12 protein-coding genes and 2 pseudogenes are annotated in these 15,364 nt (G+C 61.9%); 8 read left to right on the top strand and 6 right to left on the bottom strand.

Annotated features, from left to right (window positions below; genetic code table 11):
- Positions 1 to 40 precede the first annotated feature (40 nt).
- The 3 genes from BW992_RS22975 to treS all read left to right on the top strand — a co-directional run bounded on the left by BW992_RS22975 (position 41) and on the right by treS (position 4,214).
- Positions 41 to 1,480, top strand: coding sequence for an ATPase domain-containing protein (locus tag BW992_RS22975; protein WP_072394616.1), 1,440 nt, complete (start codon positions 41 to 43; stop codon positions 1,478 to 1,480).
- A gap of 23 nt (positions 1,481 to 1,503) precedes the next feature.
- A complete protein-coding gene (locus BW992_RS22970) occupies positions 1,504 to 1,866 on the top strand; it encodes a response regulator (protein ID WP_072394619.1) in 363 nt (120 codons plus the stop codon).
- 281 nt (positions 1,867 to 2,147) lie between these two features.
- Complete coding sequence (gene treS / locus BW992_RS22965) at positions 2,148 to 4,214, top strand: maltose alpha-D-glucosyltransferase (RefSeq protein WP_076407379.1); 2,067 nt, start codon at positions 2,148 to 2,150, stop codon at positions 4,212 to 4,214.
- Between the two features lie 64 nt (positions 4,215 to 4,278).
- Here treS and BW992_RS22960 read toward each other — a convergent pair whose 3' ends face one another.
- The 5 genes from BW992_RS22960 to gcvA all read right to left on the bottom strand — a co-directional run bounded on the left by BW992_RS22960 (position 4,279) and on the right by gcvA (position 8,859).
- Positions 4,279 to 4,671, bottom strand: coding sequence for an ester cyclase (locus BW992_RS22960; protein WP_072394622.1), 393 nt, complete (start codon positions 4,669 to 4,671; stop codon positions 4,279 to 4,281).
- Positions 4,672 to 4,769: 98 nt separating this feature from the next.
- On the bottom strand, positions 4,770 to 6,020 hold the full coding sequence (locus BW992_RS22955; RefSeq protein ID WP_076407160.1) for an MFS transporter: 1,251 nt from the start codon (positions 6,018 to 6,020) through the stop codon (positions 4,770 to 4,772).
- 230 nt (positions 6,021 to 6,250) lie between these two features.
- On the bottom strand, positions 6,251 to 7,012 hold the full coding sequence (locus BW992_RS22950) for an SDR family oxidoreductase (protein WP_076407159.1): 762 nt from the start codon (positions 7,010 to 7,012) through the stop codon (positions 6,251 to 6,253).
- Positions 7,013 to 7,050: 38 nt separating this feature from the next.
- Positions 7,051 to 7,878, bottom strand: a complete 828-nt coding sequence (locus BW992_RS22945; protein WP_076407158.1) for a DMT family transporter — start codon at positions 7,876 to 7,878, stop codon at positions 7,051 to 7,053.
- A 75-nt stretch (positions 7,879 to 7,953) separates the two neighbouring features.
- Positions 7,954 to 8,859 carry a transcriptional regulator GcvA gene (gene gcvA, locus BW992_RS22940; RefSeq protein WP_076407378.1) on the bottom strand — a complete coding sequence of 302 codons (906 nt, stop codon included), beginning with the start codon at positions 8,857 to 8,859 and terminating at the stop codon, positions 7,954 to 7,956.
- A 246-nt stretch (positions 8,860 to 9,105) separates the two neighbouring features.
- On the opposite strand from gcvA, the gene BW992_RS22935 reads away from it, so the two are divergent.
- The 5 genes and pseudogenes from BW992_RS22935 (at position 9,106) to BW992_RS27630 (ending at position 14,209) form a co-directional block, all read left to right on the top strand.
- Complete coding sequence (locus BW992_RS22935) at positions 9,106 to 9,378, top strand: hypothetical protein (protein WP_143148671.1); 273 nt, start codon at positions 9,106 to 9,108, stop codon at positions 9,376 to 9,378.
- Positions 9,368 to 10,468 (top strand): ABC transporter substrate-binding protein, encoded by a 1,101-nt coding sequence (locus BW992_RS22930; RefSeq protein ID WP_072394650.1) that lies wholly within the window; start codon positions 9,368 to 9,370, stop codon positions 10,466 to 10,468. Before BW992_RS22935 ends, BW992_RS22930 begins: the two co-directional genes overlap by 11 nt.
- A gap of 24 nt (positions 10,469 to 10,492) precedes the next feature.
- Positions 10,493 to 12,751 (top strand): annotated as a pseudogene (locus tag BW992_RS27640) (ATP-binding protein); the annotation flags it as partial.
- Positions 12,749 to 13,354, top strand: a pseudogene (locus tag BW992_RS27635) (ATP-binding response regulator); the annotation flags it as partial. The pseudogenes BW992_RS27640 and BW992_RS27635, both read left to right, overlap by 3 nt.
- Complete coding sequence (locus tag BW992_RS27630) at positions 13,355 to 14,209, top strand: sensor histidine kinase (RefSeq protein ID WP_372239201.1); 855 nt, start codon at positions 13,355 to 13,357, stop codon at positions 14,207 to 14,209.
- Between the two features lie 81 nt (positions 14,210 to 14,290).
- Here the strand turns inward: BW992_RS27630 and BW992_RS22920 are convergent, their stop codons facing one another.
- Positions 14,291 to 15,364 (bottom strand): polyamine ABC transporter substrate-binding protein, encoded by a 1,074-nt coding sequence (locus tag BW992_RS22920; protein WP_076407156.1) that lies wholly within the window; start codon positions 15,362 to 15,364, stop codon positions 14,291 to 14,293.

Here is a 15,364-nt window from a genome sequence, read left to right as displayed (position 1 = left end):
TGGGCTTGAACAGCCTGTTTTTTCAGATCAGGGTCGCATTGTGGAAAAGCTAAAACGCCTTGAAAGCGGAATCGAAGGACTCGACGCGCTGCTCCAGGGAGGGTTGGTCGCGGGTGCTTCATACATAATCCAGGGACGCCCAGGGTCAGGCAAGACGATCCTGGCGAACCAGCTTGGATTCCATCACGCCCGCAGTGGCGGCCGGGTTTTAGTCGCCACGCTGTTGGCCGAATCACATGATCGACTTTTCCAGTTTCTTTCTACGCTGAGTTTTTTCGACGCATCCAAGGTCGGCGCCGAAATCCAGTTTGTCAGCGCATTCGATACGTTGGAAAACGAAGGCCTGGATGAAGTCGTGAAGCTGCTCAGACGCGAGATCAGCCGACAAAAGGCGACCGTGATGGTGGTCGATGGTCTGCTCAATGCGCGTTCCAAGGCCGATTCGCCTATCGATACCAAGAAATTCATCTCGGAGCTGCAGGGGCATGCCGCTTTTGCCGGTTGCACCGTATTGTTCCTTACCAGTTCACGGCTTGACGACGGCAGCCCCGAGCACACGATGGTCGATGGTGTCATCGAAATGGGAGAGGAGCTGTTCGGGACGCGCTCGGTACGGCGTATCCAGCTGCGCAAGACCCGCGGCAGCAGCGCGCTGACCGGTCTTCACGAATGTGAAATCAACGATGACGGCCTGGTTGTCTATCCGCGCCTGGAAAGCCTGTACAGTCGTCCTTCCGCCCCGGACAGTGCCAACATGACGCGTATCGCCAGCGGGATCGACTCTCTGGATGACATATTGGGCGGAGGCTTGTACAGCTCCAGTGTGTCCCTGGTCATTGGTCCTTCCGGGATCGGGAAGACGACGCTGGGTCTCAAATTCCTCGCCCAGTCGACGGCAGACGCCCCTGGCTTGCATTTTGGATTCTATGAAAGCCCGCAGCGACTGCGCCTCAAAGGCCTCTCCCTGGGTATCGATATCGAAGGCATGGAAAAAAGCGGAGCATTGAGCATTGCCTGGCAGCCCACCACCGAAGGCCTGCTGGACGGACTCGGCGCACGACTGCTGGACATCGTGAAGGAAAAGGGTATCAAGCGCCTGTTCATCGATAGCCTGAGCGGCATGACAAGGACTTCGACCAACCCCGCGCGGATTACGGATTTCTACAGCGCGCTCATGAACGAGCTCAGGGCCAGGGGCGTTACGGTGTTCGCCTCCTGGGAGATGCGTGACCTATTCGGCTCCGAGGTCAGCTCACCGAACTCGGACCTGTCCAGCATCGTCGACAACCTGATGCTCATGCGCTTCCTCGAGGATCGCTCTGAACTAAGAAGGACGCTCTCCATTCTTAAGGTACGAGACAGCTCTTATGACCCGTCGCGATTCGAGGTGGTCATCCGGGATCAAGATGTTTTCCTTGAAAAGGCTTTGAGAAATGAACCTTCAGTCTCAGCTGAGTCATTGCCTGGTTCAATATCATAAGTCTTTGAGCGGGTTGAATTGACATGACCACCATCCTGGTCGTCGACGACGAGTATCTGATCGCTGACATCCTCAGTTTTGCGCTAGAGGACGAGGGCTTCATGGTGGTAACGGCCAGCAATGGTCAAAAAGGACTCGAAGTGCTGGAAAGAGAACGTCCAGCCCTGATCATTACTGACTTCATGATGCCGGTCATGGATGGTCTTGAGTTCGCCACGGCCGTGCGAGCCTTGCCGTCCGTCAATGGGCTGCCCATCATCTTGATGAGCGGTGCCCAGGCGCACCTGGGCATGACGCGATCGGACCTGTTCGATGCGGTGCTGCCCAAGCCATTCGACATAGACTCGATTGTCGCCGAGGTGAAGAGGCTGCTGGTTGCAGAGTGATGCCGCGTCGAGAGCTGCCGAGCTGAACGCTGCGCGTCCGCTGCGAAGGGATATGGGAGGTTGCAGTGCAATCACCCCCAGCAAGGCATCGTCCTGGTGTTTTGTCCGAAGCCCGCACTTTCAAGCCGATCGAGCTTCGCTCCGACCTGGCCGATTGCGTCTGGCAGGCTTTCTCCTGATTCGATGCAACGAATGTCCCGTAGCGGCCTCATATGGAAACGAGCGGCGCCTCGGTTGAAGAGCTGGCGCCTGCGGTTTTCTTGACGGAGGTGATGGTGTCCATGACGGCAGCTGAGAAAAACCATGTCGACTGGCTGATCGAGCAATCGATGCTCAATGCAGCGAGGAAGCGCGCCAGGCTCTACTCGGGTCAGGGTCGATTGTGGCAGCAGCCTTATGCGCATACCCGGCCTCGCGACGCCTCGGCATTGGCTTCGGTGTGGTTCACCGCGTATCCGGCTTCCATCGTTACCCGCGAAAATGGCACTGTGCTTGAAGCGCTGGGGGATGAGACCTTATGGCATGCGCTGTCGAAAATCGGTATCCAGGGCATTCACAATGGCCCTTTGAAAAGGTCCGGTGGCCTTTCGGGCACTGACTACACACCTACGATCGACGGCAATTTTGACCGCATCAGTTTCGACATCGACCCGCAATTGGGCACCGAGGCGCAGTTGCAAGCATTGACCCGGATGGCCGCCGCGCACAATGCGGTCGTCATCGAGGATGTCATCCCGTCTCATACCGGTAAGGGTGCGGATTTTCGTCTGGCCGAGATGGCGTATGAGGATTACCCGGGGCTCTACCACATGGTGGAAATCCGTGAGGAGGACTGGCCGCTGCTGCCCGACATTGCCCAGGGACGCGATGCGCAGAACCTCACCCCGCAGCAGGTGGACGTTCTGCGAGACAAGCATTACATCGTCGGACAGTTGCAACGGGTGATCTTCTTCGAACCGGGCGTCAAGGAAACCGATTGGAGTGCGACCCCGGTGGTGATGGGGGTCGACGGCAAGCCCCGGCGTTGGGTCTATCTGCATTACTTCAAGGAAGGGCAACCTTCACTGAACTGGCTGGATCCGACCTTTGCCGCTCAACAGATGATCATCGGCGACGCGCTGCATGCCATCGATGTCTCGGGGGCGAAAATCCTGCGTCTGGACGCCAACGGATTTCTCGGCGTGGAGCGCAAGCTCGAGGGGTCCGCCTGGTCCGAAAGCCATCCGCTATCGATCACCGCAAACCAGTTGCTCGCTGGAGCGATTCGCAAGGCCGGCGGATTCAGTTTCCAGGAACTGAACCTGACCGTAGACGACATCGCCGCCATGTCCCACGGAGGGGCGGATCTGTCCTACGATTTCATCACCCGACCCGCCTACCAGCATGCCTTGCTGACAGGCGACACGGAGTTCCTGCGATTGATGCTGCGCCAGATGCACACCTTCGGCATCGATCCGGGCTCGCTGATTCATGCGCTGCAGAATCATGATGAGTTGACCCTGGAACTGGTGCATTTCTGGACCCTGCACGCGCACGATACTTACCTCTATCAGGGGCAGACCTTCCCCGGCAACATCCTGCGTGAGCACATCCGCGAGCAGATGTACGAACGCCTCGCTGGAGAGCATGCGCCCTACAATCTGAAGTTCGTCACCAACGGTGTGTCCTGCACCACGGCGAGCATCATCACGGCGGCGCTGGGAATTCGCGATCTCGACACCATTACGACGGCAGATATCCAGCAGATTCGCCAGGTTCATCTGCTGCTGGTGATGTATAACGCGATGCAGCCTGGTGTATTCGCATTGTCTGGCTGGGACCTGGTGGGCGCGTTGCCGTTGCCCGCCGAACAGGTCGAGCATCTGATGGGCGACGGCGACACGCGTTGGATTCACCGCGGTGCCTACGACCTTGTGGACCTCAACCCTGATGCGACACTGTCGGCCGGTCAGATGCCACGTCCGAAGACCCTGTACGGCAGCTTGCCAGGCCAGTTGAAAGATCCGGATTCGTTCGTCTCGCAGCTGCGCAGGATCCTCGCTGCGCGCCGTGCCTATGACATCGCCGCCAGTCGCCAGATACTGATTCCGGACGTCGAGCACCCAGGACTGCTGATCATGGTTCACGAACTGCCGGCTGGAAAAGGGACGCAGATCACCGCGCTGAACTTCGGTTCGACCCCGATCACTGAGACCCTGCACCTGCCCAATATCGCACCCGGGCCGGTGGTCGACATCATCAATGAACGGGTCGAAGGCGACCTGACGCCCGAAGGCGAATTCACCATCACGCTGGATGCGTTCGAGGGGCTGGCGCTGCGGGTGGTGAGCAGCTCACCGATGATCTAGGGCTCGGGAAATCGAGGTGGTTGCTCAGGTCGATGCTCAACCGACCTGCGGCCTTGAGTATCCGCTACGCCGATGGAAGCTGGGCTTCGATCGCGACCTTGTCGATGACCGACCAGACCTCACGGATCCTGCCGTCCTCGAACGTGTAGAAAACGTTTTCCGCGAAGCAGATCCGTGTCCCGTTGACCGCAAGGCCCAGGAACTCTCCGGTCGGCGTGCAATTGAATGCCAGGCGAGCTGCCAGCCGGGGTGGGTCGACCACCAGCAGTTGGATTTCAAAGCGCAAGTCGGGAATGTTCCGATAGTCGGCTTCCAGCATGCTGCGATAGCCGTGCAAGCCTAGTGGCCTTGCGTTGTGAACCACATCCGGGTGCACGAAGTGGCCCAGGTTTTCCCAGTCCTGTGCATTCAGGCAGGCGATGTAGGCGTTATAAAGCGCTGCAAGGTTCGAAGTCATAAGGGCGATTACTCCGTTCTGTTAGCCATGACCGTATGACCTTGCAGCAGTCAATGCGATCCAGAGCCTGTCGTACTTGAATCTTCGAATGCGACAGATCAGGAAACGACTTTCTTGAAAGGGCGAATGGATACTCCCCGATAGAACGAAAAAATGGCCAGCACCTGCACCACGACCGCGGCTGTTACCACGGCTCGGATCGCGTGACCGGGATCGGTGAAGGCGCAGCGCAGCACGCCGAAAAATGCCGGGGCGAAGGCGTAGGTGGCCTGGCTGATCGCGACCATCAGAGCGATCACCCTGGCTGTTTGTTCGCGGCTGAATTCGGTTTGTGCGATCAAGGGGGGCAGGGAGGTGGCATTGCCAATGCCCGAGCCGATGAGTACCACGGCTATCCAGACCACCATGGGATAAAGGTCCAGGACTGCAAGCAGCAGCGTGCCCAGCATCTGGATGGCATAGCCGAGGCAGGCCAACTGGCGGCGGTTCATGCCTCGGCTCATGAGGCGTGCGGCGACGTATCGCCCGCCCATCGCACTGGCGGTGGCCAGACCCATGGCGAAGGAGGCGTCATGGGCTCCCATGCGTCCCGCCAGGATCGAATACAAGTGCGCGATCAGGCCGATCTGGGCGAAAAGCCCCAGGGACATGCCGACTGCCAGACTGCGGAAACTGGCCGACCTGAACGTCTGCAGGAGGGTCCAAGGGGTTGCACTGGCATCGATCGATACAGGTTCCGGCCGGTCTGCGTTATCGGGATGTTGCCCCAGGCTTTGTGGGCTCTTGTTGAACACCAGGAAGGCGAAGACACCGACGAGCAGTACGGCGATGGTGCTGATCATCCACGCTGCCGTGGCAAAGCCGAAACGTTCGATCAGCAGCACCCACAACGGCGAAAAGATCACGCCACCCATGCTGGCGCCGTTGTAAGCCTTGCCCAACGCCCTGGGTCTTTCCTTGACGTACCAGGGAGCGATCAGGGTATTGACGGCAACGGCACCCAACGTGACCCAGCCCATACCCGAGCAGACGGCACCGGCATACAGTACCCAGGGCTGGTTGGCATGAGCCCAGATATTCACGCCGATGCCCAGGACGATGCTGCCCAGCAGGGTGATGCCGGGGATTGTGAATCGTGCGTAAAGCTTCGGCAGGTTGGCGATGACAATCGTACCGCTGAGCAAGTGCAGGGTGACGGCAGTCGAGACCTGGGCGATTGGCCAACCCGTGCGATCCATGACCGCTTGCATGTAGATCGGCGGCCCATAGAAACCGATTCCCCAACCAATCATTGCCAGGATGAACGTGCAGGTCAGTACGGTCTGTCCAAAAAAACGGGGGTGCGTCATAGCCATCTCCTCCAGGGTGGCTATCAGGTTATGGGTTCAGGGACGGCGTCACTTCGAGGCGCGTCGAACAATGGATGTTCCGGGGAGTGGGCAGCTTTTAATCTGCCACCGCCAGGGGCCTGATCCGTTCAAATCCACCTGACCCGTCCGACAGCGCCGCTCAGTCAATCGGCCGGAGAATTCCGGGGTGGGTAGTGCCCTGGCGGGACGGACGGATCCGGCCTACCCGCTCATTTCCCCCCGGTCACATCCAGGAACGTACCGGTAACGAACGATGCCTCCGCGCTGGCCAACCACAGGATGGCCCGCGCCACTTCCTCCGGCTGGCCACCGCGGCCCATGGGAATCGTGTCCTTGACGCGATCGACACGTCCCGGCTCGCCGCCGCTGGCGTGCATTTCGGTGTAGATGTGCCCGGGGCGGATGCCGTTGACGCGTATGCCTTCCCGGGCGACCTCCTTGGCCAACCCGATGGTGAAGGTTTCCAGGGCTCCCTTGGATGCCGCGTAGTCGACATATTCGTTGGGGCTGCCGAGGCGCGCCGATGCCGAGGAGACATTGATCACCACGCCGCCCGCACCATTGTGCCGGTAGGCCATGCGCTTCACTGCCTGCTGGGCGCAGAGCATCGGGCCGATTGAGTTGACCGCGAAGATGCGCTGCATGCGCTCGAAGCCCAGATCCTCCAGGCGCGACTGAACGGACAGGACCCCGGCGTTATTGACCAGCACATCGAGGCGGCCGAACGAGCGGTCGATGGCCGTGAACAAGTCGGCCACCTGGCCGGGGTCCGCGCTGTCGGCCCTCACGGCCAGAGCCCGGCGCCCTAATGCCTGCACATCCGCCACCACCGCCAGTGCCGAAGCCTGGTTGGCAACATAGCTGATCGCGACGTCATAACCCCGCGCGGCGGCCAGCCGCGCGGTGGCGGCGCCCACTCCACGACCGCCGCCGGTTATCAGCATCAACGGTGCCTGGGAGACGTTGTTCATCGTAAGTACCTCCTATAGCGTCAGGAAAACCGGTTGTGTCAGCCGATCAAGAGGATGCCGCTGACGATCACTGCGCACGCCAGCACCCGCCGGGCAGTCAGCGTCTCGCCAAGGAACACGTAGCCGATCAGCGCGGCGAACAGCACGCTGGTTTCGCGCAATGCCGATACCGCGCCCATGGGGGCTTCGTTCATGGCGTAGATGACTATTGCATAGGCCAGCAAGGAGACCACTCCGCCCACCAGGGCGGCGCCCATGCCGGGCCTGATGGAGAACAGGCTGCGGGCACCACGCAAGCCGATGTACACCGCAGGCATCAGCAAGCCCCACAGGGCACACATCCACACGGTGTAGGCGAGCGGCGCGCCGGAAAGACGGGTGCCGATGCCGTCGGTTACGCTGTAGGCCGCGATGAAACAGCCCGTTCCCAGCGCATAGGGAAGGCTGGGCACCGACAGGCTGCGCCCCCGCAAGGCCAGGGAAATGATTGCGCCCGATACCAGGGCGATACCCAGCAATGCCTCGGGGGCGATGCTTTCGCCGGCAAAGGCAGCGGCGCCCAGGGTGATCAACGCCGGGGACGATCCTCGAGAGATCGGATAGACCTGCCCCAGATCACCAACCCGATAGCTGCGCACCAGAAACAGGTTGTAGCCGATATGCAGCAGTGCCGACAGCACCCCATAGCCCCAACTGGCCGCCGCCGGTGGCGCCATGCACGCTGCGCAGACCAGGCTGACCGAAGCGATGGCGACGCACATGATCGTCATCGACCATAGTCGGTCGGCACCGCCACGCAGCAGCGCGTTCCAGCTGGCATGCAGGAGCGCGGCGAAGAGAACCAGCAAGGTGATATGGATAGGCATGCACCATTCTAGGCAGCCCGTCTGCGGGAACTACAGCGAAGTCTCCTCATCGTTTCATGAATGAATTCTCATGCATCATCCATGGGCCCGTTGGAATTTCAGCGCCTCACCGAGCAGCCATTGGCGAAAGCTGATGATGTGGGGTTGCGATTCGGTGCCTTTCGGGCAAACGAAGTAGTAGGCCAGTGGCGAGGGGAACGGCACATCGAACAGCCGCACCAGGCGGCCATCGCTCATTTCGTTTTCAACATGTCCGCTGCGCACCAGGGCGACGCCCTGGCCGAGCAAAGCGGCCTCGACCGTCATGTTGGTGTCCCCGAACCGGACGCTTTCCTTGAGCGGCAGGAATTCCAGCCCGACCTTTTCGAACCAGGCTTCCCATTTCGGTACCAGCTCGGCGCCATCACGGGTCAGCAGCGGGTAGTGCAACAGCTCGGCAGGGCTGCGCGGTGTCCCGAAGCGCTGCAGCAGATCGGGGCTCGCCACCGGAAACACCTGCTCGCCGAACAGGAATTCCGAATACAGGCCCGGGTAAGTGCCTTTGCCGAGCCGGATCGCGACATCCGCCTGGGCACTGGAGAAATGGATGATCTTGTCCGTGGTGTCCAGGGACACCAGCAACTCGGGATGCTGGCGAGAAAGTCCCGGCAAGCGGGGCAGTAGCCATTTCAGGGCGAAGGAGTACGTGGTGCTGACTTCGAGCCGGACCCTGCCTTTTTGCTCCCGCAGATCGGCCAGGGTTGCTTCGAGGCTCATGAAGAACTCCCGCACGATGGGCGCCAGCGTGGCACCCGCTGCGGTGAGGCTCAATGACTTGCCGCGCTCAAACAACGGCAACCCCCATAGCGCTTCGAGATGCTTGAGCTGGTGACTGACCGCGCTTTGCGTGACGTGCAGCTCATTGGCGGCAGAGGTAAAGGTCGTGTGTCGGGTGGCGACTTCAAAGGCGCGCAGTGTCGCGGTCGGCGGCAGGTCTCTCATGAATACAGTGTCCCGGCGAGTCGGCAGATAGGCATGACATGAACGTTCGCTCATGATAGAGCATCTCCTGGATGGAGGGGATGCCGGTGCCGACAACGCCTGGATAGCCATTGGCAACCGGGCCGCCGGATGCTTTCCCCAGGCCGCCCGAAAGGTAGGCCCCCTCAGTCGCCCAGGTGTCACGAGCGTATCGCTCCGTTGGCTGAAGTCCTCCCCGGCTGCGGGCGAAGCGGGCGTGTTGGGGCTATGCTCATCGCCATTGCAGCAATCCATCGGTTTCAGGTATCAGCCACCAGGGAAAGGAGTCTGTATGTGTTCGGTTCTTCCCATGACGCCTTATCGGGCGACCGTTTGACCCCGTCGATTTTCCTTTCCAGGCGCCCCAGCGAACGGTTGGTGGTATTGCCTGGACTCGATCGTTTCATCCGTATCAACACTGCCCTCGGCGACCCGATCAGCGAACACCTCGATGATTCGGGCACGAATCCCAAGCGTAATGGAGAACCGCATGAACACTAAGCCGTTCCAGGAGATCATGGGGCGCTTCGCCGGTAGCCTGGCCGGGCTGGCGATGCTTGCCGCCCATCCAGCCCAGGCAGGCGAAGCTGGCATCGCCGGCGGCCCTACCGCCAGCTACAGCATTGCCTTCAGCAACTCCTATGCGGGCAGTGATTTCCGCAAGGTGATGGTGCGCAACTGGCAGGAAGTTGCGGTCCAGGCGCAAAAGGAGGGCTTGATCCGGGAAGCGCCAGTGGTCAGCGCCAACAACTCGGCGTCGGAGCAGGCGGCCCATATCCAGGACATGATCGTCCAGGGCGTCAACGCTATTGTCATCCTGGCCGCGTCCGACACGGCACTCAACGGGGTGATCCGCGATGCCTGCAACGCCGGCATCGTGGTGGTGGTCATGGCCAGTCTGGTCACCGAACGCTGCGTCTATACCGTGGACTACGACTGGTCCGCCATGGGCCGCGTGGAAATCGATTACATCGCCCAGCGTCTCAAGGGCAACGGAACGCTGCTGGAGATCCGCGGCATTGCCGGTGATGCCACCGACAAGAACATCAGCGACGGCATTCACAAGGCTGCCAGCGACTATCCGGGCCTGACATTCGCCAAGACCGTGTACGGCAACTGGACGGCTTCCGTCGCACGCAAGGAGGTGGCGCTGGCGCTGCCGTCGCTGCCCGACATCGATGCCGTCGCGACCCAGGGGGGCGACGGCTATGGAGCGGCCATGGCGTTCAAGGCGGCGGGACGGCCCTTGCCGATCATCGTGATGGGCAACCGCCAGGACGAACTCGCCCTGTGGAAACAGGAGCGCGATGCCAATGGCTACGAGACGGTCTCGGTCTCCGCTTCCCCGAGCGTTTCCCAGGTGGGTTTCTGGGTGGCCCAGCAGATCCTGGCGGGCAAGCAGGTGCCGAAGTTCGTCGAGGTGCCGCTGGTCCGTATCGATGCGAAGGACCTGGACACCTGGCTCGCCACCATGCCGGTGGGCGGCGCCGCCAACCCTTCCTATAGCCAGGCCTCCGTTGCGGCGATGATCGACGCGGCCCTCGACAGGACGGCGCCGCCAGCGCCTTTGCCGGAGGCCGCGAAGCAGTAGGGGCGGGCGAGGAGGCGAGGCGCCATGTTCACATTCAAATCAGCCACGGACAGGCCCATCGCCGTCAGGATCGGCCTGGCGGTCGCCGCACTGGTGTTCCTGATGCTGACGGTGTCGCTGGTGAACCTCTACGGCCTTCGAGGCATGGTGCGGGCGGTGGATTCGACCAGCCATTCGGCGCAAATTCTGGCGTCGGTCAACGGAGCCGCCGGGCGGGTGGAAAACTTCATCGCCACTCGCGACCAGGAAAGCCTGTCCCAGGCCGAAGGCATGGTGGCAAAGGCTATCGCCGCCCTCGGCGCCATTCCGGTGGCTGAGGCGCAATCGCTCAAGGGCAGTCTGGAGCGGCTCGCCACGGCGATCGCGGCGTTGCGGGCGGCCACCCTGACCATGGATGGCGAAACGGAGAACATGACGGCCCACTACGGCCGGATGCGAGAGGTGACGATCCTCGTCGAGCGGGGTATCGCCGACGGCCTGAAGACCCTTGGGACCCGTGCCGCCGATCACGCAGCACGGATGAGCGACATCGAAGACTCGCACCGCATCCTGGATATCCTGCGCAACGGCGAACGGATCATCACCGCCAATGTGGCCAGGCTGCTGGCGACCGGTGATGGGGCGGCCGCCACGGCGGCGCGCAATGCCTGCGCCGCACTCCCGCCGGTGGTCGAGCAATTGCGTGAGCTGATGGGAACGCCGCAGCAGGCACAGGCACTGGAGCAACTGGCGGCGGCGGTCGCCGCGGCCGGCCTGGCGCTCGAGCGGCTTGGCGATGCGCCCAGGCTCCGGGGAGGCGAGGCCTTGGGGCATCTCGCTGCCGTCGGGGAGGCGACCGGGCGCCTCGAAGCCATGCTGGGCGAAACGGACCAGCAGGTTGCCCACGACGCCAGCGATATCCAGGCCGCCACCGGCTTGCTGCAAAATGCAGCCGCGTTGTCCAAGCGTTTCGCCGAGCGTGTTGCCACCCTGGAGGCACAGACCTTGTCGTTTCGCCTGTCGCCATCGGCCGAGGTCGCCAGTTCCGTCGGCCTCATCCTGGACGAACTTTCCCGTCTTTCGCGGGTGCTCCCGTCTTCCGTGGGGCTGCAAGGCAACGCGACGCCGCTGACGGTCAGCGACCAGATTGCCGGCTACCGGGCGGCATTCGCCAGGTTCCACCAGGCGAGCAATGCCTTGAGCGATGCGCGCGACCAGGTTCGCAACGAGGCACGGAGCGCCGGCCTGCTGGTTGCGCGCTTCGCCGGGCAGGCGCGGTCGGACGCCCAGGTCCACAAGGATCGCGGCATGCTTGCGACAATCATCGCCGGTACCGTCGCCATCCTGCTGGCCGGCGCTATCGCCTGGAGCACCTCACGGTTCGTCGCGCAGCCCATCGTGGCCCTGGCCTCGGTGATGCGCCGGCTGGCCGCCGGTGACCTGAATGCCGAGATCGCCAGCGCCGAACGCGGCGATGAAATCGGGATCATGACCCGCGCCGTCCGGGTATTCCAGGAGAACGCCTTGCGCATTCGGGTACTGGAAGCCGAGGCCGAAGCCGAGCGACAGCAGGTCCAGGCCTCGCTGGAGAGAATGGTCGCCGAGCGGACCGACACCCTGCATCGGCAGACCGAGTTGCTGGAGGCCCAGGCCGTCGAACTGATTCAGGCGCGCAACCAGGCCGAGACGGCCAACCAGGCGAAGAGCGATTTCGTGGCCACGGTCAGCCACGAACTGCGCACCCCCCTGACCCTGATTCTCGCTCCCTTGGAAGAGCTCTCGGCGGCGAGCAGCCCGCCGGCGGACTGGCGTGTGCAGATCGAGCGCGCCCAACGCAACGCGCTGCGCCTGATGAATCGAGTGAACGATATCCTCGATTTCTCCAAGGCCGAAGCGGGCAAGTTCGAATGTTGTCCGGAGGCCATCGACCTGAACAGGATGGTAGGGGTGCTGGCCGAGGATGCCGCCATGGTGGCCAAGGGCAAGGGCTGCACCTTGACCTGTCACATCGATCCTGCCCTCGGCACGGTGTTCCTTGACCCCCGACACCTGGAGAAAATCCTGCTCAATCTGGTGAGCAATGCCATCAAGTTCACGCCCGCCGGCGGCACCGTGCATCTGGCGGTAAGCGCTCTCGATGACGACCGATTCGAATTCGCGGTGCATGACTCGGGCATCGGCATTGCGCCGGACAAGCTGCCACTGCTGTTCCAGCGTTTTTCCCAGATCGATAATTCCGCCACACGGCATTACAGCGGCACAGGCATCGGTCTCGCCCTGGTCAAGGATCTCGCCGAGCTGATGGGAGGCGAGGTGGGCGTCGACAGTGAGCCAGGACGGGGTTCTTGCTTCTTTGTCCGATTTGCGCGGGGGGCCGAGTCTGACAGCGTGTCGAGCGAAGCCAGCGCCATGCAGGAGCTGCCGTCGCCCACCACCCCGGTCACGTCCGAGCAGCGCCACCTGCTTTTCGACGACGGTCGTCATGGCAGTGGCGACGCCCGGGCTTCAGCGCAAGGCGCAGGTGATGGGCAACGTCCGGAGGGCGCCTTGCAGTCCAGGGTGCTGGTGGTGGATGACAGCCCGGAAATGCTTGGCTACCTCCATGAACTGTTGCGCGATGACTACCTCATCGTCACTGCGGCCAATGGCGAACAGGCCTGGGCGATACTGCAGCGCCGACCGATCGATGTGGTGCTCTCGGACGTGATGATGCCGGAGCTCGACGGCTTTGGCCTGACGGCCAGGATCAAGGCCAGCGCCGGGTTCGCCCATATCCCCGTGATCCTGCTGACTGCCCGCGGCGGCGCCGAGGCCTGCGTCTCCGGCCTGGAGAGTGGTGCCGACGACTATATCGCCAAGCCTTTCTCGCCCCTGGAGCTCAAGGCCCGCGTCCGTGCGGCGCTGCGCATGAGCCAGGTGCAGACCGAACTGAATGCGAAGTCTCGCCAGGCAGGCATGGCCGAGATCGCCACGACGGTGCTGCACAACGTCGGCAATGTCCTCAACAGCGTGAACGTTTCGGCGGAACTGGTCAGCAGCCAGATGCGCGCCTCCAAGGCCCAGGGATTGGCCAGGGTGGCCCAGATGATGAACGAACACATCGATGACCTGGGCGATTTCCTCACCCGGGACCAAAAGGGAAAGTTGCTGCCCGAGTACCTGATCAGGTTGGCGGACGTGGTGACAGTGGAGCAGCAGGGCATCATCGAGGAGCTGGGGCAGCTCACCAAGGGCATCGACCATATCAAAACCATTGTCGCTGCCCAGCAGTCCTATGCCGTTGCCGTCAGTATCGTCGAGACAGTGCCTGTCTCGCAGCTGATCGACGACGCCTTGCGCATGAGTGCCGGGTCACGGTCGCGCCAGGAGGTGGCGGTGGTCAAGGAGATTGCCGACCTGCCCCTGCTGTCCCTGGACCGACACCGGGTATTGCTGATCCTGGTGAACCTGATCAGCAATGCCAGGCAGGCGTTGGGCGGCGTGCTCGATCGCAAGCCGTGCATCACCTTCAGTGCCGGCCTCACCGAGGGACCGACCTTGCGTATCACGGTATCCGACAACGGCAATGGGATTGCGCCGGAGCACCTGCCGCGGATCTTCTCCCATGGCTTCACGACGCGCCCGGACGGCCATGGTTTCGGCCTGCACAGCTGCGCCCTCGCCGCGCAGGAAATGGGCGGCCGCTTGACCGTGCACAGCGAGGGGGCCGGACACGGCGCAACGTTCATCCTCGATATCCCCCTCGATGTTCCGCAGGACTAGGCTCTGTACGCGAATGGAGGCCGGACCGAAACATCCGACCTGTCGCTGTCGCAGTGTTGTCCCTGGGTTGCCGACCCGGAACTAACCGCCGTTTTTAACCGTGCTCCAGATGCGGGTGCGCATGCGGTCGACCTGCAGCGGTACGGATTGGAGTACAAAGAGTTTCTGCATCACGCTTTGCGGCGGGTAGACCATCGGGTTTTCCCTGATGGCCGGGGTTACCAGGGACTCGGCTGCGGCGTTACCGTTAGCGTAGTGCACGTGGTTGCTGATGTTGGCCATCACTTTTGGGTCCAGCAGGTAATTCAAGAAAGCGTATCCGGCTGCTTCGTTCGGCGCATCGGCGGGCATGGCGACCATGTCGAACCACATGGGCGAGCCTTCCTTGGGAATCACGTAGGCAATCTTCTGGCCGTTTCCAGCTTCCTCTGCGCGCGAAGCGGCCTGCATCACGTCACCGGAAAAGCCCACCACCACGCAGACATCGCCATTGGCCAGGTCGCCGGTGTACTTGGAACTGTGGAAGTAGCTGATGTAAGGCCGCACGCTCATCAGCAAGGCCTGGGCCTTGGCGTAGTCGGCTTTCTGCTGGCTGTGGTGCGGCAGGCCGAGGTAATTCAAGGCGATCGGCAGGATTTCCGGCCCGTTATCCAGGAACGCCACCCCGCACTGCGCCAGCTTTTTCATGTTTTGCGGCTTGAACACCAGGTCCCAGGAATCCACGGGCGTGTCGCCAAGTACGGCTTTGACTTTGTCGACGTTATAACCGATGCCGGTACTGCCCCATAGGTAGGGAAAACCGTGGCGGTTGCCGGGGTCGTTGGCTTCCAGGGCCTTCATCAGTGTCGGGTTGAGATTGTTCCAGTTGGGTAAGCGGCTGCGATCCAGGACCTTCAGCGCACCCGCGGTAATCTGGTGTGCCATGAAGTGGTTGGACGGAAACACCACGTCGTAGCCCGAGTGCCCCGCCATCAACTTGGCATCGAGCATTTCGTTGCTGTCGTACAGGTCATACTGAGTGGGATGTCCGGTGCTGGCCGTGAACGCTTGCAAGGTATCCGGGGCGATGTAGCTGCTCCAGTTGTAGATCCTTACGGTATCCGCCGCTTGTGCGGCGGCGCTGACCAGTAGCAATGGAGCGATCATTTTCAACAT

The sequence above is a fragment of the Pseudomonas sp. 7SR1 genome, from assembly GCF_900156465.1.
Classification (GTDB): Bacteria; Pseudomonadota; Gammaproteobacteria; order Pseudomonadales; family Pseudomonadaceae; genus Aquipseudomonas.
Note: the sequence above shows the minus strand (reverse complement) of the source record. Positions and strands in the feature narration are given on the sequence as shown.

What these genes read in the sequence shown, in the direction of transcription:
- BW992_RS22970 (WP_072394619.1), top strand. Translation starts at nt 1,504, where the DNA reads ATGACCACCATCCTGGTCGTCGACGACGAGTATCTGATCGCTGACATC.
- treS (WP_076407379.1), top strand. Translation starts at nt 2,148, where the DNA reads ATGACGGCAGCTGAGAAAAACCATGTCGACTGGCTGATCGAGCAATCG.
- BW992_RS22960 (WP_072394622.1), bottom strand. Translation starts at nt 4,671, where the DNA reads ATGACTTCGAACCTTGCAGCGCTTTATAACGCCTACATCGCCTGCCTG.
- BW992_RS22955 (WP_076407160.1), bottom strand. Translation starts at nt 6,020, where the DNA reads ATGACGCACCCCCGTTTTTTTGGACAGACCGTACTGACCTGCACGTTC.
- BW992_RS22950 (WP_076407159.1), bottom strand. Translation starts at nt 7,012, where the DNA reads ATGAACAACGTCTCCCAGGCACCGTTGATGCTGATAACCGGCGGCGGT.
- BW992_RS22945 (WP_076407158.1), bottom strand. Translation starts at nt 7,878, where the DNA reads ATGCCTATCCATATCACCTTGCTGGTTCTCTTCGCCGCGCTCCTGCAT.
- gcvA (WP_076407378.1), bottom strand. Translation starts at nt 8,859, where the DNA reads ATGAGAGACCTGCCGCCGACCGCGACACTGCGCGCCTTTGAAGTCGCC.
- BW992_RS22935 (WP_143148671.1), top strand. Translation starts at nt 9,106, where the DNA reads ATGCTCATCGCCATTGCAGCAATCCATCGGTTTCAGGTATCAGCCACC.
- BW992_RS22930 (WP_072394650.1), top strand. Translation starts at nt 9,368, where the DNA reads ATGAACACTAAGCCGTTCCAGGAGATCATGGGGCGCTTCGCCGGTAGC.
- BW992_RS27630 (WP_372239201.1), top strand. Translation starts at nt 13,355, where the DNA reads ATGAGCCAGGTGCAGACCGAACTGAATGCGAAGTCTCGCCAGGCAGGC.
- BW992_RS22920 (WP_076407156.1), bottom strand. Translation starts at nt 15,364, where the DNA reads ATGTTGAAAATGATCGCTCCATTGCTACTGGTCAGCGCCGCCGCACAA.